The sequence below is a fragment of the Nocardioides panaciterrulae genome, from assembly GCF_013409645.1.
In the GTDB taxonomy this organism is placed as follows: Bacteria; Actinomycetota; Actinomycetes; order Propionibacteriales; family Nocardioidaceae; genus Nocardioides; species Nocardioides panaciterrulae.
The window spans coordinates 3,752,061-3,773,192 of record NZ_JACCBG010000001.1; the positions used below are offsets into that span (position 1 = coordinate 3,752,061).

Annotated in this window: 20 protein-coding genes; 7 read left to right on the forward strand and 13 right to left on the reverse strand. The window is 74.4% G+C overall.

Annotation, left to right across the window (positions count from 1 at the left end; all coding sequences use genetic code 11):
- The first annotated feature begins 40 nt into the window (after window positions 1-40).
- A complete protein-coding gene (locus tag BJZ21_RS20655; protein ID WP_218851544.1) occupies window positions 41-1,174 on the forward strand; it encodes a L,D-transpeptidase family protein in 1,134 nt (377 codons plus the stop codon).
- Window positions 1,175-1,258: 84 nt separating this feature from the next.
- On the forward strand, window positions 1,259-2,536 hold the full coding sequence (locus BJZ21_RS17865) for an isochorismate synthase (RefSeq protein WP_179665004.1): 1,278 nt from the start codon (window positions 1,259-1,261) through the stop codon (window positions 2,534-2,536).
- Window positions 2,537-2,600: 64 nt separating this feature from the next.
- Here the strand turns inward: BJZ21_RS17865 and BJZ21_RS17870 are convergent, their stop codons facing one another.
- On the reverse strand, window positions 2,601-3,236 hold the full coding sequence (locus BJZ21_RS17870) for an MBL fold metallo-hydrolase (RefSeq protein ID WP_179665005.1): 636 nt from the start codon (window positions 3,234-3,236) through the stop codon (window positions 2,601-2,603).
- Window positions 3,237-3,362: 126 nt separating this feature from the next.
- On the opposite strand from BJZ21_RS17870, the gene BJZ21_RS17875 reads away from it, so the two are divergent.
- Entirely contained in the window at window positions 3,363-3,857 is a 495-nt protein-coding gene (locus BJZ21_RS17875) for a GNAT family N-acetyltransferase (RefSeq protein WP_179665006.1), read from the forward strand.
- Window positions 3,858-3,945: 88 nt separating this feature from the next.
- On the opposite strand, the gene BJZ21_RS17880 is transcribed toward BJZ21_RS17875, so the two are convergent.
- The 5 genes from BJZ21_RS17880 to BJZ21_RS17900 all read right to left on the reverse strand — a co-directional run bounded on the left by BJZ21_RS17880 (window position 3,946) and on the right by BJZ21_RS17900 (window position 11,838).
- Entirely contained in the window at window positions 3,946-5,820 is a 1,875-nt protein-coding gene (locus tag BJZ21_RS17880) for a cation:proton antiporter domain-containing protein (protein WP_179665007.1), read from the reverse strand.
- 215 nt (window positions 5,821-6,035) lie between these two features.
- Window positions 6,036-6,908 (reverse strand): LysR family transcriptional regulator, encoded by an 873-nt coding sequence (locus tag BJZ21_RS17885; RefSeq protein ID WP_179665008.1) that lies wholly within the window; start codon window positions 6,906-6,908, stop codon window positions 6,036-6,038.
- A 1,254-nt stretch (window positions 6,909-8,162) separates the two neighbouring features.
- On the reverse strand, window positions 8,163-9,779 hold the full coding sequence (gene menD / locus BJZ21_RS17890; RefSeq protein ID WP_179665009.1) for a 2-succinyl-5-enolpyruvyl-6-hydroxy-3-cyclohexene-1-carboxylic-acid synthase: 1,617 nt from the start codon (window positions 9,777-9,779) through the stop codon (window positions 8,163-8,165).
- Entirely contained in the window at window positions 9,776-10,780 is a 1,005-nt protein-coding gene (locus BJZ21_RS17895) for an o-succinylbenzoate synthase (RefSeq protein ID WP_179665784.1), read from the reverse strand. The genes menD and BJZ21_RS17895 overlap by 4 nt, the downstream gene beginning before the upstream one ends.
- 5 nt (window positions 10,781-10,785) lie before the next feature.
- Entirely contained in the window at window positions 10,786-11,838 is a 1,053-nt protein-coding gene (locus BJZ21_RS17900) for an AMP-binding protein (protein WP_179665010.1), read from the reverse strand.
- A gap of 37 nt (window positions 11,839-11,875) precedes the next feature.
- On the opposite strand from BJZ21_RS17900, the gene BJZ21_RS17905 reads away from it, so the two are divergent.
- The 3 genes from BJZ21_RS17905 to BJZ21_RS21545 all read left to right on the forward strand — a co-directional run bounded on the left by BJZ21_RS17905 (window position 11,876) and on the right by BJZ21_RS21545 (window position 14,254).
- A complete protein-coding gene (locus BJZ21_RS17905; protein WP_343052205.1) occupies window positions 11,876-13,162 on the forward strand; it encodes an MFS transporter in 1,287 nt (428 codons plus the stop codon).
- 8 nt (window positions 13,163-13,170) lie between these two features.
- Window positions 13,171-14,061 carry a 1,4-dihydroxy-2-naphthoate polyprenyltransferase gene (locus BJZ21_RS17910; RefSeq protein WP_179665012.1) on the forward strand — a complete coding sequence of 297 codons (891 nt, stop codon included), beginning with the start codon at window positions 13,171-13,173 and terminating at the stop codon, window positions 14,059-14,061.
- A gap of 64 nt (window positions 14,062-14,125) precedes the next feature.
- Window positions 14,126-14,254, forward strand: coding sequence for a hypothetical protein (locus BJZ21_RS21545; RefSeq protein ID WP_281380847.1), 129 nt, complete (start codon window positions 14,126-14,128; stop codon window positions 14,252-14,254).
- Window positions 14,255-14,342: 88 nt separating this feature from the next.
- Here BJZ21_RS21545 and BJZ21_RS17915 read toward each other — a convergent pair whose 3' ends face one another.
- Window positions 14,343-14,612: a DUF4229 domain-containing protein gene (locus BJZ21_RS17915; protein WP_179665013.1), complete on the reverse strand. Its 270-nt coding sequence runs from the start codon at window positions 14,610-14,612 to the stop codon at window positions 14,343-14,345.
- Window positions 14,613-14,656: 44 nt separating this feature from the next.
- On the opposite strand from BJZ21_RS17915, the gene BJZ21_RS17920 reads away from it, so the two are divergent.
- On the forward strand, window positions 14,657-14,857 hold the full coding sequence (locus tag BJZ21_RS17920; protein WP_218851546.1) for a hypothetical protein: 201 nt from the start codon (window positions 14,657-14,659) through the stop codon (window positions 14,855-14,857).
- Between the two features lie 39 nt (window positions 14,858-14,896).
- Here the strand turns inward: BJZ21_RS17920 and ccsB are convergent, their stop codons facing one another.
- The 6 genes from ccsB to hemL are packed head-to-tail and all read right to left on the reverse strand — an operon-like array spanning window position 14,897 to window position 21,064.
- A complete protein-coding gene (ccsB, locus tag BJZ21_RS17925) occupies window positions 14,897-15,979 on the reverse strand; it encodes a c-type cytochrome biogenesis protein CcsB (protein WP_179665014.1) in 1,083 nt (360 codons plus the stop codon).
- On the reverse strand, window positions 15,976-17,643 hold the full coding sequence (gene resB / locus BJZ21_RS17930) for a cytochrome c biogenesis protein ResB (RefSeq protein WP_343052206.1): 1,668 nt from the start codon (window positions 17,641-17,643) through the stop codon (window positions 15,976-15,978). The genes ccsB and resB overlap by 4 nt, the downstream gene beginning before the upstream one ends.
- The gene (locus tag BJZ21_RS17935; RefSeq protein ID WP_179665015.1) at window positions 17,640-18,401 is read right to left on the reverse strand and encodes a cytochrome c biogenesis protein CcdA; all 762 of its coding nucleotides are present in this window, start codon (window positions 18,399-18,401) and stop codon (window positions 17,640-17,642) included. Before BJZ21_RS17935 ends, resB begins: the two co-directional genes overlap by 4 nt.
- The gene (locus BJZ21_RS17940; protein WP_179665016.1) at window positions 18,394-18,987 is read right to left on the reverse strand and encodes a TlpA family protein disulfide reductase; all 594 of its coding nucleotides are present in this window, start codon (window positions 18,985-18,987) and stop codon (window positions 18,394-18,396) included. Before BJZ21_RS17940 ends, BJZ21_RS17935 begins: the two co-directional genes overlap by 8 nt.
- A gap of 2 nt (window positions 18,988-18,989) precedes the next feature.
- Complete coding sequence (locus BJZ21_RS17945; RefSeq protein WP_179665017.1) at window positions 18,990-19,670, reverse strand: histidine phosphatase family protein; 681 nt, start codon at window positions 19,668-19,670, stop codon at window positions 18,990-18,992.
- The gene (gene hemL, locus BJZ21_RS17950) at window positions 19,667-21,064 is read right to left on the reverse strand and encodes a glutamate-1-semialdehyde 2,1-aminomutase (protein WP_343052207.1); all 1,398 of its coding nucleotides are present in this window, start codon (window positions 21,062-21,064) and stop codon (window positions 19,667-19,669) included. The genes BJZ21_RS17945 and hemL overlap by 4 nt, the downstream gene beginning before the upstream one ends.
- Window positions 21,065-21,132 lie beyond the last annotated feature (68 nt).

Sequence of the window (21,132 nt, forward strand, 5' to 3'; positions counted from 1 at the left end):
CTGACACTGGAAGTTCATGACCCATCCTCCGGGGGACCCCATGAGAGCACTGCGCGTCCTGCTGATGACGATCCTCGTCGTGGCCGGTCTCGGCGCCGCGGCGTACGGCGCCGGCGTCGCCGTCCAGCACTACGAGCACGGACGGGAGACGGCGTCCGCCCGCGATCCGCTGCCGGTCGCGCCCTCCTCGACCGGCGCGACCGACCCGACGTCGGAGCAGTCCTCCGCACCGCCGAGCACACCTCCGACGCCGAGCGAGACCGAGCGGCCCGACCCGCAGCCGGTGCTGGAGCCGGGTACCGAGGGCGAGCAGGTCCGCGAGCTCCAGTCCCGGCTGTTCCAGCTGGCCTGGCTGCCCGAGACCACCACCGGGAAGTACGACGCCACCACCCGCAAGGCCGTGGCCGGGTTCCAGACCAAGCGTGGGATCGAGGCGACCGGCGTCGTCGACCAGCACACCTGGCGACGCCTGGTCGCGATGACCGAGACGCCCACGCACGACCAGATGTTCAACGTCCTCCACCCCGGGCCGACCCTGCTCGGCCCCGGCGACGAGGGCACCGACGTGCGCGACCTGCAGGCCCGACTGCAGTCGATCCAGTGGCTCACCGGCGACGTGTCCGGCACCTACGACAGCACCACCGAGCAGGCGGTCGAGGGGTTCCAGGCCAAGCGCGCCATCCCGGTCACCGGCGAGGTCGACCAGCGCACGATGGACCGGCTGCACGCGATGACCGTCGCCCCGACCCATGCCGCGATGTTCAACGAGGCGCCCGACACGGGCAGCAACACCCCCGGCACGCTCGACGCACGCTGCCGGACCGGTCGGGTGCTGTGCATCGACAAGACCAGCCAGACGCTGCGCTGGGTCGTCGACGGCAAGGTGCTCAAGACCCTGGACGTGCGCTTCGGCGCGTCGTACAGCCCGACCCGCGAGGGCGTCTTCCACGTCTACAACATGGACGCCGACCACGTGTCGCACCTCTACGGCTCCGCGATGCCGTACTCGATGTTCTTCTCGGGCGGGCAGGCCGTGCACTACTCCTCGGACTTCGCCGCCCGGGGGTACGCCGGGGCCTCGCACGGCTGCGTGAACGTGCGTGACTACGACGGGCTGGCCTGGCTCTTCGGCCAGGTCCGGGTCGGCGACGAGGTGGTCGTCTACTGGTCGTGACGGGGCCGGGCGGCGCTCGCGGCGGGGCCGGGGGCGACGCCGGGGCCGGGAGTGGTCTCTGTCACCGGCGTACGCTTCACCCTCGTGACGACCAGCGCGACCCCGGGCGAGCAGCCGCCCTCCCCCGGCCCGCTCGTGGCCCGCACGGTGCGGGTGGACCTGGCGCCGGAGCAGGTGGCCTCGCTCGTGGAGCTGCTGCCCGGCGACCGGCCCGTGACCTGGCTGCGCCGCGGCGAGGGACTGGTCGGCTGGGGGGTGGCGGCCGAGGTGCGCACCCACGGCGCCACCCGCTTCTCCGACGCCGCCAAGTGGTGGGCCGAGACCACGGGCCGCACGGTGGTGCGCGACGAGGTCAACGAGCCCGGCACCGGGCTGGTCGGCTTCGGGTCCTTCGCGTTCGCCGACGAGCCCGGCGACTCGGTGCTGGTGGTTCCCGAGGTCGTGGTCGGCCGTCGCGGCGAGACCACCTGGCTGACCACCATCGGCCCCGACGAGGTCGCCGTCCCCCAGCTGACGGTCGCTGACGAGCCGCCCGCGCCGGTCGACGTGAGCTTCGCCGACGGGTCCCTCGACGGCGAGCACTGGATGTCGGTGGTCGCGGACGCGGTCGCCCGGATCAACGCCGGAGACCTGGAGAAGGTCGTGCTGGCCCGCGACCTGGTCGCCACGGCCGGGGCCCCGGTCGACGTCCGGTGGCCGCTGCGGCGGCTCGCCTCGTCCTACCCCATGTGCTGGACCTTCCACGTCGACGGCATGTTCGGCGCCACCCCCGAGATGCTGGTGCGCCGCGAGCGCGGCCTGGTCACCTCCCGGGTGCTGGCCGGCACGATCCGGCGCACCGGCGACGACGAGCGCGACTTGGCACTCGCCGCCACGCTGGCGCGGTCGTCGAAGGACCTCGAGGAGCACGAGTACGCCGTCCGCTCGGTCGCCGACGCGCTCGACCCGCACTGCTCGTCGATGAACGTGCCCGAGTCGCCGTTCGTGCTGCACCTGCCCAACGTGATGCACCTGGCCACCGACGTGGCCGGGGTCGTGCACGACGCGGCCACCGTCTCCTCGCTGCAGCTCGCCGAGGCGCTGCACCCGTCGGCGGCCGTGGGCGGCACCCCGACCCCGGTGGCGACCGCGCTGATCTCCGCGATCGAGGGCATGGACCGAGGCCGCTACGCCGGCCCGGTCGGCTGGATGGACGCCAGCGGCGACGGCGAGTGGGGCATCGCGCTGCGCTCGGCGTGGCTCGAGGGCCCGACCGTGCGGCTCTTCGCCGGCTGCGGCATCGTCGCGGACTCCGACCCCGAGGCCGAGCTGGCCGAGTCGCAGGCGAAGTTCGTCCCGGTGCGGGACTCGCTCTCCTCCTGAGCCCCCCTCGGGCAGGTGCCTGCGCCCGCGCCTTGGCGCGCTCTGAGGCACACGACCCGACGCGCTACAGGTCCTGCCCGTCGTCCCGCCGGACGTAGGCGAGCCCCTCCTTGGGCAGGAACGCCTCCATGTGTTGGTCGATGATCCGCAGCCCGGCCTCGGAGTAGACCCGGTCGTGGATCGCGAGGTTGCGGGGCGCCTTCACGGCGCGGGCGAACTCGATCGCCTCGGAGGCCCGCATCCATGGCGCCGAGACCGGCACGCACAGCACGTCGACGGCCTGGCCGGGCCCGGTCAGCGCGTCGCCGGGGTGGTAGAGCGACTCCTCGCCGCAGGTCAGCACGTAGCCGGAGTTGTGGAAGCGGGGGAACTCGGGGTGGATCACCGCGTGCAGCTCGCCCACCGCGCGCGCGGGGATGCCGGGGTCGAACGACTCCCCCGGCGAGACCACCGTGACCCGCTCGGCCACGTCGGGCGCGTCCTCGCGGATCCGCGCCGCGACGTCGGCGATCGTGAACACCGGGGCGTCGGTGCCGCGCAGGTGCTCGGCCAGGTAGTGGTCGGGGTGCTCGTGGGTGATCAGCACCGCGTCGGCGCCGTCCAGCGCCTCGGCGTCGGTGAACATGCCCGGGTCCAGCACGACCGTGCGTCCCGCGTGCTCGATCCGGACGCAGGCGTGGCCGAACTTCGTGATCCGCATGCGCCCACCGTAATCACGTCGCCGCAGCCGTGCCCCGGCCGCAGGGCTCGGCGCTGGGCTGGTGGTGGGTCGTCTCCGGTCTCGTCCCCGGTCTGTCACTGGCCGGGTGATCCGTACGATCGCGGCATGACCGCCACCGACGGGATCCGCATCCGGCGCGCCGTGCCCGAGGACGCCGAGGCGCTCACCGCACTGCACCTGGACTGCTGGGACGACGCCTACACCGGGCTCATGCCCCAGGCCCTCCTGGACCAGCGACGCGCCGACGTGCCGCCCCGGGTCGAGAAGTGGCGCACGATCCTCACCGACGGCGCCCCGACCTGGGTGGCCGAGGACGACGACGGCCTGGTGGGCTTCGTCAGCGCCGGGCCGGGCCGGGACAACGACGTCGACACCGACACCGAGGTGATGGCCCTCTACGTGCGTGCGGCCCGCTGGGGACACGGGATCGGCTACGCGCTGCTCGAGACCGCGATCGGCGACCGGGCGGCGTACCTGTGGGTGCTGCACGGCAACGACCGGGCGATCGGCTTCTACGAGCGCCAGGGCTTCCGGCTCGACGGCACCCGGGACGAGCACGACGAGGGCCTGCACGTGCGGATGGTGCGCGCGGGCACCTGATCCTCCGCGCGGCACCGCACAGCCGCGGGCCGCTGCCCGGCAGCCGCGCCGCCGCACACGGGCGACGCAGTCACCGCTCCGGGGCGCCTCACGCGGCCAGGTGGTGCACGTAGCACCACCGCCACTCCTCGCCCGGCTCGGCGGACTCCATGACCGGGTGCTGGGTGGTGCGGAAGTGTGCGGTGGCGTGCTGGCGCGGGGAGGAGTCGCAGCAGGCGACGTGCCCGCACGCCAGGCACTGGCGCAGGGCGACCCACTCGGTGCCCTCCTCCAGGCACTCCTGGCAGGCGGGGTCCTCGGCCGTGGCGGCCACGGCGTACTTCTCGAGGTGCTCGCAGACCGAGCCGCGCGGGCGCCGCGTGCGGTTGACCTCCCGGATCTGGTCGTGCTCCTGGTGGGCGAGCTCGAGCATCGACTCCTCGACGTCGAGGGTGGACAGGACGTCGCTGACCACCTCCGAGGCCACCTTGCCGGCGTGGCGGATCTCCAGCACGCGCCGGCGCTCGGCGTCGAGCATCTCGTGCCGGATCCGGGCGTAGAGCTCGCTCGGGGACTCCTGGCCCTCGGTGGTGCCGAGCCGCTCCCAGGCCGCGAAGTTGCGCTGGTCGATGCGCTGCTCGATCAGCTCCCTCACCCCGTGCGGGTCGTCGTACTCCATCCGGTCCAGTGCCTCGTAGCCGGCCTTGGAGGCCTGCTGCAGCAGGGTGGCGCGGGCCAGGGCGTCGTCCATCGGGTCCGGCGGCGGCACCCGCAGCCGCCGCGCCACCCAGCCCAGCGACAGGCCCTGCACGAACAGCGTGCCCGCCACGGTGGTGAACGCGATGACGAGCAGCACCTCGCGGTGCGCGGCCTCCGCGGGGATGACGAAGGCCGCGGCCAGCGTGACGACGCCGCGCATGCCCGCCCAGCCGATGACGAACGTGAACGTCCACGGCGGCGTCACGCCGAGGTCCGGGTCGGGGCCGGGACGCACCAGCGCGTAGCGGGTGAGGAACACCCAGGCCATCCGCAGCGCCAGCACGCCGACCAGGGTGGCCGCGCAGGCCCCGATGATCCGCAGCAGCGGTATCGGGCTGTCCGCGACGTCGGTGAGCAGCCACTGCGCCTGCAGCCCGATCAGCAGGAACACGGCGTTCTCGAGCATGAACGCGATCGTGCGCCAGTTGATCCCCTCCGCGATCCGGGACTGGGCGGTCTGCAGCACCGGCGCCCGGTGGCCGAGCAGCAGGCCGACGACGACCACCGCGATCACGCCCGAGGCCTTGATCTCCTCGGCCGCGAGGTACGCCGCGAACGGCACCACGAACGACATCCCGGTGTCCAGCACCGGGTCGGTGACGTGCCGGCGCAGCCAGCCGACCCCCAGGTAGCCGAGCGTGCCCACCAGCACCCCGCCGGCGGCGGCCCACACGAAGTCGAGGCCGACCCGCCACGGCACCACGTTCTCCGAGCCGACCACGATGAGCGCGGCGGCGGTGCGCAGCGCGACCAGCGCGGTGGCGTCGTTGAGCAGCGACTCGCCCTCGAGGATCGTCACCACCCGGCGGGGCAGGCCGATCCGCCGGCCGATGGCGGTGGCGGCCACCGCGTCGGGCGGGGAGACGACCGCGCCGATGGCCAGCGCCGACCCCCAGGTCACGCCGGGCAGCACCGCGTGCACGATCACGCCGATGCCGAGGGTGGTCACCACGACCAGGCCGACCGAGAGCAGCAGGATGGCCCGGCGGTTGGCGTTGAAGTCGACCAGCGAGCTCTGGATCGCGGTGGCGTACAGCAGTGGCGGCAGCAGCCCCAGCAGCACCACGTCGGACCCGAGGTGGAGCTCCGGGATCCCGGGCACGTAGCTGACCGCGATGCCGACCGCGATCAGCATCAGCGGGGCCGGGACGCCGAGCCTGCCGGCCAGGGCGGTCAGCGCCAGGACGCCGACGGCGAGCAGCACGAGCAGTGCGGCGATCTCCACCGGGACATTGTGGCGGACCGGCCCATATCTGAGCCGCGTCGTCGTGCCGGCCCTCCCCCGGCAGCGAACCGGCCTCCCCGCCTCGGGAGGCCCAGCTCAACCCGGCGCGAGGCCCAGCTCAACCCGGCGCGAGGCCCAACTCAACCCGGCACGAGGCCCAACTCAACCCGGCACGGGGCCCAACTCAACCCGGCGCGGGGCCCAACTCAACGAGGTCAGGGGCGCGGCCGGACCAGCCCGAGCTCGGCTCGCAGGTGCGGCAGCACCTGCACCAGCCGCGCGTCGACGTGGGGGCGGCTGACCATGCTCAGCACCAGCCGCTTGGTGAACGGCAGCTCGGCGACCTGCTCGCCGCTGCGGAGGCCCTCGGCGAGCGCCGAGCGCGGCACCACCGCCGGCTGCGCCTGCCGCCGCGCCATCGCGAGAGTGGCGCCGACTGTGGCGCCCCGGCGCGGTCGCGCTCCGAGGTCCGCGAGCCGGGTGTGCAGGTCGGCGGCTCCGAGGTCATAGGTGAGGTACGGCGTCGCGAGGCCGCGGAGCGGCTGCCGGCCGGCGCGCGGCCTCGGGACGCCCGTGGGTAGGAACAGCACCAGCGTGTCGCCCCCGACCTGGTGGACCTGCACGCCGCGCGGCAGCACCAGCTGGTCGGCGACGCACACGAAGGCCGCGTCCATCGTGCCCTCGCCCACCCACTCGACCAGCCGGTCGCCGTGGTCCACCCGCTGCCGCAGCGGCACGCCCTCGAGCGCGGCGTCCAGCACCGGGAACAGCGAGGCCGCGATCGAGTCGAACGAGCCCACGTGCAGCTCGCGCTCGGCGGTGGCGGTGCGGACCACGTCGTACACCCGGCCGAGGTGACCGAGGATGTGCTCGGCCTGGTGGGCCATCTCGCGACCCGCGACGGTCGGGCGGGCGCCTTGGGTGTCGCGGTCGAAGAGCACCAGCCCGATCCGGCGCTCGAGCCGGCCGAGCCGCTGGCTCGCGGACGGCTGGGAGACGCGCAGCTCCCGGGCCGCGGCGCCGACCGACCCGGTCCGCGTCACGGCGGCGACCAGCCGCAGGTCGTCGACCGACGGAGATGGGTCCATAGGCGCAGCCTATGACGCGTCGCTCGCTCCCGCCGGCTACCCTCGCCGGCCCGGCCCGTCGAGGCTGGGCGGGTGAGACTCCTCCGGCACCCGCTGACCCACGCGGTCTCGCTCCTGCTCGGCTCGGCCACCCAGGACCTCGCCTTCCGGCTCGCGCAGGTCGCCTTGCCGCTGGTCGTGCTCGGCAGCACCGGCTCGGTCGCCCTGACCGGCCTGGTCGCCGGGGCGGAGGGGGTGCCGGTGCTGCTGTCGCCGTGGTGGGCCCGGCGCGCCCGGCAGTGGGTCGGCAGCGGCCGACGGCTGGCCTGCCTCGCGGTCCTCGACGCGGCCGCGCTGAGCGTGGTGCCGGCCGCCGCCCTGCTCGGTGTCGTCTCGGCCGGTGTGCTCCTCGGGGCGGGGCTGCTGCTCGGCGTCGGGGAGACCCTGGGCGGGCCCGGCCGAGCCGCGCTGCTCGCCGAGGTCGGCGACCGGCTCGGCGCCGACCGCGCGATCACGCTGCTCACCTGGCAGGACCTGCTGCGGCGGGTCGGGATGCTGGTCGGTCCGGGGCTGGGCGCGGCCGGCGTCGCGTTGGGGTTCACCACCGCACTGCTGTGGGTCCAGGCGGCCACCGTGCTCGTCGCCGGCCTGCTGGCCTGGCCGGTGCCGGGCGGCACACCTGCCCCGGCCGGGCCCGGCTGTCCGCCGACACCGGCGATCCGGTCCGCACTCGTCGGCCGCCCCGAGGTGCTGGTCGGCTGGGTGCTGCGCGGCACCAACTCCGCGGTCTGGTTCGCCTTCACGCTCGGGCTGGCCGTCCTGGGAGCACAGCAGGGACGACCCGGGGTGCTCTACGCCTGGGGGATGACCGGCTACGGCGCCGGATCGGTCGTCGGCACCCTGCTCGCCGTCCCGGTCGTACGACGGGGCCGGGTGCTGGCGGTGGTCTCCACCGCATGGACGGCGGCCGGTGCGGCGTGGGTGCTGATGGGGGTGTGGCCGACCCCGTTCGGGGCCGGGCTGGCCGCCGCGGCCGCCGGGGCGTCCGTCGTCGTCGGCATCACCGCCGTCAACGCAGCGATCACCCGGACCGCCGAGGGCGCGGTACGGCGCACCCTGCTCTCCGGGCAGGCGGTCGTGGTCAGCGCGTCGAGCTCGGTCGGGATGCTGCTCGGGGGCGCGGTGCTCGGCCTGCTCGGCGTCCGGTCGACGCTGGTCGCGTCGGGACTGCTGGTCAGCGCCGTCTCGCTGGCAGCCCCGCGGCTGGCTCGACGGTCAGGGGCGCAGGGCCCGGATCCGCGCGTCGAGATCGCGCCGGTTGTCGCGGCGGACCACGGCCTCGACGACCTCGATCCCGCCGTTGGGGTTGGCCAGGGCGTGCTCGAGCTCCGGGAGTGAGTCGACCCGCCAGTGCGGTGTCCGGGTGGCCGCGCACAGGCTGGCGAGGTCCACCCCGTGCGGGGTGCCGAAGAGGGTGTCGAACGGCTCGGCGTACTCCTCGGCGCCCTGCTCCAGCATGGAGAAGATCGAGCCGCCGTCGTCGTTGACGACCACGATCGTGAGATCCGGCCGGGCCTCGCGCGGACCGAGCACCAGGCCGCCCGCGTCGTGCAGGAACGTCACGTCACCCATCAGCGCCAGCGCCCGGCTGCTCCACGGCCGGCCCAGCGCGGCCCCGATCGCGGCGGAGACCGTCCCGTCGATGCCGGCGAGACCGCGGTTGGCGATCACCTTGCGGCGGTCGCCGACGGCGTAGCGCGGCACCATCAGGTCCAGGTCGCGGATCGGGCTGGAGGCGCCGACGTGCAGCAGCCCGCCGGCCGGCAGGACCCGGCTGACCGCGCCGGCCACGTCGTACGGCGTGAGGTCGGCCTCGGCGGCGAGCAGCGCGTCCAGCCGGCGCCCCACCGACCGGTCCGCGGTCCGCCACTCCTCGAGCCAGGCGGGGTCGTCGGTCCCGTCGGCCTCGACCGGCCCCTCGACGTGGTGGTCGACCGGGAACGGCCGCCGGGCCCAGACGCCCGCCGCCGTCGTCGTGACCACCTCGACGTCGTCGCGGGCCAGCAGCCGGGTCACCGGTCGCGACAGCGTGGGGTGGCCGGCGACCACCACCCGCTGGACCCGGTCGCCGAGGTCGGTGCCGAGCAACAGGCGGTAGCAGCGCACCGCGTTGGCGCCGGTGCGGGAGCCGCTGGTCGGCTCGGCCAGCAGCGGCCAGCCCGCCCGCTCGGCCAGGATCCGCGCGGGTGGCCCGGCGTCGTCGCCGGCCACCACCACCGTGCGCGGGCCGAGGGGCAGCCGCCGGGGCGTCCCGGCCCGGCCGCCCGGCCGCGTCGCACGCGGCTGGTCAGCGCGCCGCACGTCGGCGGGGCGCCAGCGACCGTCGGGCACCAGCGGCTCGTCGAGCTGGACGTTCCAGTGCGTCGGCCCGGCCGCCGCGGCGAGCCCGGCCGCGTCAACCTGCGCCGACTCGGCGAGGTCGACGGTGGCGACCAGGGGGCCGAGGATCCCGACCTGGTCGGTGGTCTGGTTGGCCCCGGTGCCGCGCAGCCGGGCCGGCCGGTCCGCGGTGACCGCCACCAGCGGGAGGCCCGTGTGTGCGGCCTCGAGCACGGCCGGGTGCAGGTTCGCCACCGCGGTGCCGGAGGTGCACATCACCGCCGCCCGGGCCCCGACCCGGGTCAGCCCGAGGGCCAGGAAGCCGGCCGAGCGCTCGTCGATGCGGGTGTGCAGCCGCAGCAGCCCGGCCGCGGCCGCGTCGTACGCCGCGAACGACAGCGGGGCGTTGCGGGAGCCGGGCGCGATCACCACCTCGGTCACCCCGGCCTCGACCAGCGCCGAGACGACCGCGCGGGCCAGCTCGGTGGCGCCGCCGTTCGACTGAGGGGTCACGAGCGGTCATCCTGCCGCAGCCGGGCGCCGGCCGCGCGCACCTCGGCCAGCCGGGCCGCCCAGTGCGCCACCCGGTCCGGTGTCGCGGCCAGCCGGTCGAGCGCCGACTCGTCGACGACCGGCACGCGCACCGGCAGCGCCCCGTCCACCGGCAGCAGCGGCTCGGTGACCACGTCGGCGGTGAGCAGCTGGACCGTGGCCAGGCCGCAGGCGTAGGGCAGCTCGGGGAGTGCGGCCGCCAGCGCCACCCCGGCCGCGATCCCGACCGAGGTCTCCAGCGCGGAGGAGACGACCACGGGCAGCCCGATGTCCTCGGCGATGCGCAGGCACGCCCGGACCCCGCCCAGCGGCTGGACCTTGAGCACGGCCACGTCGGCGGCCTCGAGGTCGCGCACCCGGTAGGGGTCCGCCGCGCGCCGGATCGACTCGTCCGCGGCGATCGGCACGTCGACGGTACGGCGGACCCGGGCCAGCTCCTCGACGCTCGCGCACGGCTGCTCGACGTACTCCAGCCCGGCCGCGGCCCGGTCCAGCACCCGGATCGCGGCGACGGCCGTGTCGACGTCCCAGCCGCCGTTGGCGTCCACCCGGATCCGCCCGGCCGGGCCGAGCGCGTCCCGGACCGCCTCGAGCCGGGCCTGGTCGTCGGCGAGCGTCTGACCGGGCTCGGCGACCTTGACCTTGGCGGTCCGGCAGCCGCCGTCGAGGGCGATCGCGTGCGCGCGCTCGGCGTCGACGGCCGGCACGGTCACGTTGACCGGGACCCGGTCGCGCACCGGGTCGGGCCAGTCGCCCGCGGCCGCCTCCTCGGCGCACCGCAGCCACGGGGCGGCGACGGCAGCGTCGTACTCCAGGAACGGGCTCCACTCCCCCCAGCCCACCGCGCCCGACGGTCCGCGGCCCCGCAGCAGCACGCCCTCGCGGACCGTGAGGCCGCGGAAGCGGGTGCGCATCGGGATCGACCAGACCGTGATCGGGTCGTCCCCGCCGACCGAGCTCATCGAGCTCATGCGAGCGCCCGCAGCCGCAGCCGGTCCGGCTTGCCGTTCTCCAGCAGCGGGATCTCCTCCAGCACCACCAGCGAGCGCGGCGCCCACGAGCGGGGGTGCGCCCCGCCGACCCAGGAGCGCAGCTCCTCCAGCGTGGGCGCGGCGCCGGGCCCGGGCACGACGTAGGCCACCACCCGGTGCCCCCACTCCTCGTCCGGCACCCCGAGCACCTCGGCGGCCACCACCCCCGGGTGCTCGCGCAGGCGTACGGCGACCGCCGGTGTCGGCACGTTCACGCCGCCACTGACCACCACGTCGTCGACCCGCCCCAGCACGTGCAGCCGGCCGTCCTCGTCGAGCCGGCCCGCGTCGGAGGTGAGGAACCAGCCGTCCTCGAGCACCGCGGCGGTCTGCTCCGGATCGTCCTCGTAGCCGGCGAACAGTGTGGGGCCGCCGATCCGGATCCGGCCGTCGCGGCCGATCGCGAGCGCCACCCCGTCGAGCGGGTAGCCGTCGTACACGCAGCCGCCGGCGGTCTCCGAGGAGCCGTAGGTCGCCACCACCCGGACGCCCTCCTCCGCCGCCCGGGCCCGCAGCGCGGGGTCGGCCGGTCCGCCGCCGAGCAGCACGGTGTGGAAGCTGCGCAGCGCGACCACCTGCGCGGGGTCCTCGAGCATCCGGTGCAGCTGGGTCGGCACCAGCGAGACGAACAGGCCGACGCCCTCCGGGGTCGAGGAGACCAGCGCCGCGGTCGCCGCGACGAAGGAGGGGTGCTCCTCGGCGAGGGCGGGCGCGTGGCCGGCGGCCAGCGACCGGCACGCGACCTGCAGCCCGGCGACGTACGCGACCGGCAGCGTCAGCAACCAGCGCCCGCCGGCTCCGAGCCGGCGCTCGGTGGCGCGGACCGAGGCCAGCACCGCGCGACGCGGGAGCACCACCCGCTTGGGCCGGCCGGTCGAGCCCGAGGTCTCCACGACCAGCGGCCGGGGCTCCTGCGGAGCCGCCAGCCAGTCGCCGAGCGCCGCCACGACGTCCGCGGTCGGGCCGGCGACCGGACGCAGGTAATCCATGGGCGCATCCTCGCACCGGGTGGTTGAATGCCCGCCCGTGGCTCCCCTCTCCGAGCGCGCCGTCGGCCGCCTCCTCGACCGCGTCCTGCCGCCGAACCCGCTGGCCCGGCGGCTGTGCGGCCAGTCGGTGCTGTTCGCGGTCGGCGAGGGTGTCTTCTTCACCGGCAGCGCGGTGTTCTTCACCCAGGTGGTGGGGCTCTCCTCGGCCCAGGTCGGGCTCGGCCTGACCATCGCGGGCGTCGTGACGTTCTTCTTCGCGGTCCCGCTCGGCCGGCTCGCCGACCGGGTCGGCCCGAAGCGGATGTGGGCGCTGGGCGCGCTCGCCGAGGCACTGCTCTACCTGGCCTGGCCGCTGATCTCGGGGTTCTGGGCGTACGCCGCGATGATGGTCGTGCTCGAGCTCGTCAGCGGCGCCGGCGGCGCCGGGCGGGGCGCCTACACCCTCGACCTGTTCTCCCGCGAGGAGCGGGTCCGGTCGCTGGCGTTCATGCGGGCCGCGCTCAACATCGGGTTCAGCCTCGGCGCGCTGCTCGCCGGCCTGGCGCTGGCCGCGAACAGCCTGTCGCTGATCCGGATGGTGCCGCTGGCCGCCGGCGCGATCCTGGCCGCGAACGCGCTGCTGATCAGCCGGCTCCCCCACGCCGGCCACGCGCAGGCGCCGGGGGCGACCACGCCGCCGAAGCAGCTGATCAACCCCGGCGCGCTGCGCAACAAAGGCTTCCTCGCCCTCAACGTGTGCGACGGGGTGCTGTCGACCAACCAGGTGCTGCTCAGCGTGGTGATCCCGCTGTGGCTGGTCCAGGAGACCGACGCGCCGCGGGTGCTGCTGGCCTGGCTGGTCGGCACCAACACGGTGATGGCGGTGCTGCTGCAGGTCGCGGCCTCCCGCGGCGCCGAGACCGTGCCGGGTGCGCTGCGGGCGGCCCGGCGCAGCGCGGCCTTCTTCGTGCTCTCCTGCCTCATCGTCATGGTCACCCACAGCACCTTGGGCTGGGTGACGATCGCGCTGGTCTGGGTCGGCCACGTGACGGTGACCGGCGCCGAGCTCTACCAGTCCGCCGCGCACTGGGGGCTGGTCGCGGAGCTGTCCGACCCCGAGCGGCGGGGGGAGTACCAGGGGGCGGCCCGGCTCGGCGGGACCGTCGGCTCGGTGTGGGCGCCGGCGGCGTACACGTTCCTCGCGATGACCTGGGGCACGGCCGGCTGGCTGCTGATCGGCGCGGTCGTGGTGCTCGCGACCATCGGGATCCACCCCGCCACCCGAGCGGCCGAGCGGTTCCTGCGAGCCGACCACACCGCGAACCCGGCGGGGGCGCCTGCTTGAATCCTCCGGTGGCCACACCCACCGAATGGCTCGCCGGCGCCCGCCCGCGCACGCTCCCCGCAGCTGTCTCCCCCGTCCTCGCCGGCACCGGGGTCGCGGTCTACGCCGGCGCCTGGGAGGACTGGCAGGGCGTGTGGTGGAAGGCGGCGCTCGCGCTCGTCGTCAGCCTGGCGCTGCAGGTCGCGGTCAACTACGCCAACGACTACTCCGACGGCATCCGCGGCACCGACGACGCCCGGGTGGGCCCGATGCGCCTGGTGGGCTCGGGCGCGGCGACGCCCGCGGCGGTCAAGCGGGCGGCGTTCCTCGCCTTCGGGGTCGCCGGGCTTGCCGGGCTGGTGCTCGCGGCGACCACCGCCTGGTGGCTGGTGGCGGTCGGCGTGGTCTGCATCGTCGCCGCCTGGTTCTACACCGGCGGGTCGACCCCGTACGGCTACCTCGGGCTCGGCGAGGTGATGGTCTTCGTGTTCTTCGGGCTGGTCGCGGTCGTCGGCACGACGTACGTCCAGACCGAGACCTGGGAGTGGGCGGCGCTGTACGCCGCCGTCGGCATCGGCTCGCTCGCGTGCGCGATCCTGGTCGCGAACAACCTGCGCGACGTGCCGTCGGACACCGTGGCCGGCAAGCGGACGCTCGCGGTGCGGCTGGGCGATGCCCGGACCCGCTCGTTCTACCTGCTGCTGGTCCTGGCCGCCGCGGCCTCGGTCGTCGCCGTGGCCGTGGCCACCACGTGGTGGGCGCTGCTCGGCCTGGGCTTCCTGGTCGTGGCCGGGCGCGCCACCCGCACCGTGCTGGCCGGGGCCTCCGGACCGGGCCTCATCCCGGTCCTGCAGCAGACCGGCATGGCCGAGCTGCTCTGGGCGGTGCTGGTCGCGGTCCCGTTGGCGGTCGTGGCCTGACCGGTCCCGTGCCACGCCGGGCCGTGCCGGGCCGCTCCGCCCGGGCACGACGTAGGCTCGACCCATGCTCTGGATCCTGCTGGTCGTGATCGCGGCCGTGGTGCTCTACAAGTTCCGCGTCCCGATCCTGGCGAAGGTGCTCGGCCAGCCCGAGTCCCGCATCGAGCGCCGGCTCAACCGCCGCAAGCACTGACGCGCGCAGCAACCCCTCCGTAGGGGCGCGGTAGGTGCGCGCACCCCGGCGTCCGGTAAGTGCGGCGACCCGTCAGTGCGGCGCCCGGTCAGCGCTGCTCGTCAGCGTCCTCGCGCGCCTTCATCTCGTCGAAGCGCGCGGTCGCGCGGTGCGCCCGCTCCTCCACGCGCACGGCGAAGGCCGCGCGCTGGCGGTTGAGCAGGAAGTACGACGCGATCCCGCTGACGATGAAGCCGACGATCACCACGCCCGTGACCGGTGCCTTGCCGGCGATCGCGAACCAGGCCGCGAACACCACCACCAGCGAGGCCAGGAACAGCGCGATGCGCATCAGGGTGTAGACGACGAACTCCTTCACCCCTCCAGCGTAGGCGGTGACCAGGAACCGCCTACATTGGAGGTGTGCTGAAGTTCCTGCTGATCGTGATCCTGCTCGCGATCGCGGTCTACCTCCTCGTGCGGGTGATCCAGCGCCGCGGCCTCATCGGCACCGACCGCCCCCGCGACCACACGCCCCCGCGTCCGTTCGGCCCCGACGACGACGACGAGTTCCTCCGCGAGCTGGAGCGGCGCCGGCGCCACCCCGGCGACTCCGACGCCTGAGCGCCCGGCACGCCAGGCAGCGCCCGGCAGCGCCCTGCGTCAGAGACCGCGGGCGACCGGCCCCGGCTGCGCCGGGCCGACCACGACACCCACCGCGGGGGCACCGTTGGCGTAGGAGTGCTGGCTGGTCGAGGAGAAGTAGTTGATCCCGATGAAGTTGAACCACAGCGTGGCCACGCCGACCAGCGCCAGGATCGCGGCGTTGCGCCCGCGCCAGCCGGCGGTCGACCGCGCGTGCAGGTAGGCGGCGTAGACGACCCAGGTGATGAACGCCCAGACCTCCTTGGGGTCCCAGTTCCAGTAGGACGACCAGGCCTGGTGTGCCCAGATCGGTCCGGTGATGAGCACCGCGAAGGTCCACACGGGGAAGCCGAAGGAGTGGATCCGGTAGGAGATCCGGTCCAGCGCGTCGGTGCCGGGGACGCGCGCCAGCGGCCCGGTGGTCGGGCCGGGCCAGCGCGACTTGACCAGGTAGACCGCCGAGCAGATGCCTCCGAGCGTGAACGCGCCGGTGGCGATGATCGCCGAGACCACGTGGATGACCAGCCAGTAGGAGTTCAGCGCCTCGGTCAGCGGCGAGACCGGGTCGTAGAGCCAGAGCACCGCGACCATCAGCAGCGCCAGCACGAAGCCGACGACGATCGGGCCCATCCAGACCAGCCCGTAGCGGCGGTTGAGGACGAGGTAGAGCAGGGCGACCACGAAGGTGCCGCTCAGCGTGAACTCGTACATGTTGCCCCACGGCACCCGGTTCGGGTCCGCGGCCATCCCCCGCCCGACCAGCGCCACGAAGTGCGCCGCGGCCGCGATGCCGGTCAGCAGCAGGCCGAGCCGGCCGAACAGCTCCGAGCGGTAGGCGGCCTTCTCGTCCACCTTCGGGGGTACGACGGCCTCCGAAGACTCCGGTCCGGTCGCGACCGCGACGCCGCCGCCCTCCCGCCCGGCGACCGTGCCGGCCGACGTGCTGACCGACGTGCTGGCCGACACGGTGGCCGCGCCGGCGACCGGGACGTGCCGGAGCGCGCTCCACTCGACCAGGTGGGCCAGCAGCGCCAGGAAGTACACCACTCCGGCGGCGGCCACGGCCTGGTTGCTGAGGGTCTCCCATGCGGCGTCGGTCACGACTTGTCCTCTCCTGCAGCGTCGTTGTCAGGCTTGGCGGCCTTGGCGGCCTCGGCGGGCTTGCGGGGCGCCCCGGGGAGCGCCGCCACGACGCCGGCGAGCACACCGGCCACGTCCCCGCCACCCGAGCGGTCGAGCGCGGCCACCTCGACCAGTGTGGACCCACCCTCTCGCCGGGCACGAACCCACACCCGCCGGGGCCGGATGAACAGCGAGCCGAGCAGGCCGAGCAGCGCGAGGAGCACCCCGGCCAGGGTGAGGTACTTGCCAGGCGTCTGGCTGATCTGGATCTTGGTCCAGCGCTTGATGCCGTCGAAGGAGACCGTGCCGAGGCCGTTCGGCAGCTTCACGGTCTGGCCGGGCCGCATGTCGACGCGGAACGGCGCACCGTCCTTCTTCGTCAGCATCGTGGTGTTGGACTTGTCCAGCGCGTAGACCGACTGCGAGGCGCCCTCGTCCATGTTCAGGTCCCCGGTGTAGACGAGCATCGACACCAGCGGCGAGAGCGTGTTGCCGAAGGCCGAGAAGTAGCTGCCGGTCTGCTTCGAGAACGCCACGGTCGGGTAGAACTCGCCCTCGAGCCCGATCTGGGTCGGCTCGGCGTCCGGGGCCTTGACCACGCCGAAGGACCGGAAGCTCTGGTCGGTCGGCAGGAAGATCGTGGGCCCGCTGTAGACCTCGTGCCCCTTGCCGTCACGCACCGTGATCACCGGCGCGTAGCCGTGGCCGATGAGGAACACCTCGGTGTTGCCGATGGTCAGCGGGTGGTTGACCTTCAGGTCGTACTCCTTGGACGGCGCGGACGGCGAGGACTTGTAGTCCAGCGTCGCGTCGAAGGCCCGCGCCATGCCGGCGCGCGGACCCGAGGTCAGCCAGTCCACCGAGAAGTGCTTGACGTCGAAGGAGAACGGCTCCATCTCCGAGGCCTTGAACAGGCTGCCGGGGTCGAAGTCGTCGTACTGCGTGAGGTTGTTGGAGAAGCCGTTGCCGACGACGAGGATGACGCCGCCCTTGTAGCCGAACATGCTGCCCATCGCGAAGCCGACCAGCACGACCAGCACCGACACGTGGAAGAGCAGGTTGCCGGCCTCGCGCAGGTAGCCCCGCTCGAAGGAGACCGCGTCGCCGGACTCGCGCATCCGGTAGCGGCGCTTGCGCAGCAGCGTCCGAGCACCGGCGAGCACGTCCTCGGGCGCCAGGTCGGTCTCGTACGTCGCGTGGTCGGGCATCCGGGTCAGGTTGCGGGGGGCCGCGGGCGGCTGGGCACGCAGACCCCGCCAGTAGACGAGCGTGCGCGGCACGATGCAGCCCACCAGCGAGACCATCAGCAGCAGGTAGATCGCCGAGAACCACGGGGAGTTGTAGACCGAGAAGAGCGAGAGCTTCTGGTAGATCGGCGTGAGCTGGGGGTGGGCGTCCTGCCACTGCGACGTCTTCAGCGAGTCCACGCCGGTCTGCGGGATCAGGGACCCGGGGATCGCGGCGAGGGCCAGCAGCAGGAGCAGCGCCAGCGCGGTGCGCATGGAGGTGAGCTGGCGCCAGGTCCAGCGCAGCAGCTCCCGCAGCGTCAGCTCACCGGGCCGGCGTCGGTCCCCCGGCTCGGGGGCGTTCGTGAAGTGGCCCTCCGGCCGACGCTGGGCGAGGTCCTGGTCGGATGTGCTCACACTGTCACCTTCGAGTAGTCCACCAGGTGCACCTGCAGCCAGCTGACGGCCTGGTCCCACAGCCCGCTGACCAGCAGCACGCCCACGACGACCAGCATCACGCCGCCGGCGCGGCTGACCCAGGCCTGGTGGCGCCGGACCGTGCCGATCGCCCCGAGCGCCCAGCGGTAGGCGACGCCGGCGACGATGAAGGGGACGCCGAGCCCGATCGCGTAGACCGCGGCCAGCAGCGCGCCGCGGCCGGCGGTCGCCTCGTTGAGCGACAGGGAGAAGATCGCCCCCAGGGTGGGGCCCAGGCAGGGCGTCCAGCCCAGGCCGAAGAGGAACCCGAGCAGCGGGGCGGCGGCGAGCCCGACCGCCGGCACCTTGTGCACCCGCCAGTCGCGCTGGAGCAGCGGCACCGCGCCGGCGAAGACCAGCCCGAGCAGGATGGTGAGCACGCCGAGGACCCGGGTCAGCGTGTGCTGCCAGGCGCTCAGCCAGTTGCCCACCGCGCCGGACAGGGCGCCGAGCGCGACGAAGACGACCGCGAACCCGAGCACGAAGAGCACCGAGCCGAGCAGCATCCGGCCGCGGCGGGCGTCAGCGGCCCCGCTCGCGAGGTCGGCGCCGGACAGGCCGGTGGCGTAGGACAGGTAGCCCGGCAGCAGCGGGATGACGCACGGGGAGAAGAACGACACCAGCCCGGCGACCAGCGCCACCGGGATCGCCAGCACCAGGGAGCCGGACGCCGCCGTCTGGTGGAACCACTCACCCACGGACGGTCCTCCCGGCGGCCACGTCCTCGACCACGTCGACCAGGGTGGTCGTGGAGGGGATCTGCCCGATGATGCTGGCCGCGATCCGGCCGTCGCCGTCGAGCACGACGGTCGAGGGGATGGTGCGCGGCGACAGGGTGCCCTGGAACTGCAGCAGCGCCCGGCCGTCGGGCGAGTAGAACGAGCGGTACGGCACGCCGAAGTGCCGTACGAAGCTCTGCGCCTGCTCCGGCGAGCCGTCGCGCACGTCGATGCCGACGAAGCCGGCCCGGTCCCCGAGCCGCTTGGCCGCGGCCACCAGCTGGGGTGCCTCGGCCCGACAGTCCACGCACCAGGCGCCCCAGACCACGACGACGGTCGGCTTGCCGCGCAGGTCGGTCAGGTCCAGCGGCTTGCCGTCGAGGTCCTCGCCGGTCAGCTGCACCGGCTGGCCCCGGTCGGCGGCCGCGACGACCCGGACCGAGCCGTCGCCGGAGACGTAGCCCTTGTCACCGGTGCCCTGCAGGGAGGAGCAGCCGGTGAGCGCGAGCAGGCAGGCCAGGACGGGGCCGGCCAGGCCGGTGAGGAGGCGCGAGGGACGGGACATGCTCAGGGCCTGTGCTCCTCCGCCGCGCCGCCCGCCGAGAACGGGGCCCGCTTGTCGCGGGTGGGGATCAGGTCGCCGGCCGGCTCGGAGTAGGAGATCTGGGTGATCCGGTCGCCGGCGTAGTGCAGCGAGGTCAGCGAACAAAGCGTGCACTGACGCTTGCGCGGGTCGTGCAGGAACGACCGCTTCTCGACCGCCAGCCGGGTGATCCAGATCGGCAGCTGGTGGGAGACGATGACCGCCTCGTGGCCGCGGGCGGCGTCCCGGGCGTCCTCGACGGCCGCCATCATCCGGGCGACCACCTCCTTGTAGGGCTCGCCCCAGGACGGCCGCAACGGGTTCCACAGGTGCACCCAGGTGCTCGGACGGCGGAAGGCACCGTCCCCGGGGCCGAACCGCTTGCCCTCGAAGACGTTGGTGGACTCGATCACCCGGGGGTCGGACACCATGTCCAGCCCGCGCGCGGCGGCCAGCGGCTGCGCGGTCTCCTGGGCCCGCAGCAGCGGCGAGACCCGCAGATGGGTGATGTCGCGGTCGCCGATCGCGCCGGCCACCTTCTCGGCCATCGCACGGCCGAGGTCGGAGAGGTGGAAGCCGTCCATCCGGCCGTAGAGCACGCCGTCGGGGTTGTGCACCTCGCCGTGCCGCAGCAGGTGGACGATCGTGTCGTGGGGGCTGCTCATGCGTCTCCTCGGGGATCGCTGCCGGCCCCGCTGCCGGCCTCGTCGCGGGCACGGGCGGCGGCGAGCGCGGCCGCGGGCAGCGCGTCGAGCACCGTCTCCACCGCCCGGTCGTCGTGGGCGGAGGACAAGAACCAGGCCTCGTACGCCGAGGGCGGCAGGTAGACGCCCCGGTCCAGCATGGCGTGGAAGAACGCCGCGTAGGCGATCGTGTCGGTGCGCGACGCGTCGGCGAAGTCCCGGACCGGGCCGTCGGCGGGGTCGGTGAGGAACACCGAGAACATGGTGCCGGTCGACTGCACCAGGTGCGGCACCCCGGCCTCGGCGAGCGCCGCGGAGGCCGCCGTACGGATGGTGGTGGCCGCCGCGCCGACGGTGGCGTAGACCTCGTCGGTGGCCAGCCGCAGCGTGGCGAGGCCGGCGGTGGTGGCCACCGGGTTCCCCGACAGCGTGCCGGCCTGGTAGACCGGCCCCTCGGGGGCCAGGTGGTGCATGACGTCGGCCCGGCCGCCGAACGCCGCGGCCGGGAACCCGCCCCCCATCACCTTGCCGAAGGTGACCAGGTCGGGACGCCAGCCCTCCAGGGCCCCGTCGAGGCCCCACTGCCCGAGCCGGCTGGCCCGGAAGCCGGTCATCACCTCGTCGCTGATGAACAGCGCGCCGTGCCGGGCGCAGGTCTGCGCGAGGAACGCGTTGAACCCGGGCTCGGGCGGCACCACGCCCATGTTGCCGGGCGCCGCCTCGGTGATCAGGCAGGCGATCCGGTCGCCGTGCTCGGCGAAGGCCTGCTCCACCGCCGCGCGGTCGTTGTAGGGCAGCACCAGCGTCAGCGCGGTGGAGGACTCCGGCACCCCGGGCGTGCCGGGCACCGCGAAGGTGGCCAGCCCGGAGCCGGCCGCGGCCAGCAGCGAGTCGACGTGTCCGTGGTAGCAGCCGGCGAACTTCACCACCACGTCGCGGCCGGTGAAGCCGCGGGCGAGCCGGATCGCGGACATCGTGGCCTCGGTGCCCGAGGAGACGAAGCGGACCCGCTCGACCGGGGCGCGGGCCACGATCTCCTCGGCGAGCTCGACCTCGGGCGGCGTGGGGGTGCCGTACGACGTGCCGCGGGCGACCGCGTCGGCGACGGCGGCCTGCACCTCGGGGTGGGCGTGCCCGAGCAGCATCGGGCCCCACGAGCAGATCAGGTCGACGTACTCGTTGCCGTCGACGTCGGTGAGCCAGGCCCCGCGGGCGGACCGGATGAAGCGCGGGGTGCCGCCGACCGCGTTGAACGCACGCACCGGGGAGTTCACGCCACCGGGCGTGACCGCGACCGCGCGCTCGAACAGTGCGGCCGACCCCGCCGTGCCCGGGCGGGCGGCGGCGGCTGCGGACGGGGCGTCGGCTGGAGTCACGTGCCAATTGTCCCCGAGGTGGGAAAACGGGTGACGGGCAGGCCCGGTTCGGGGTATACCGGGGTGCG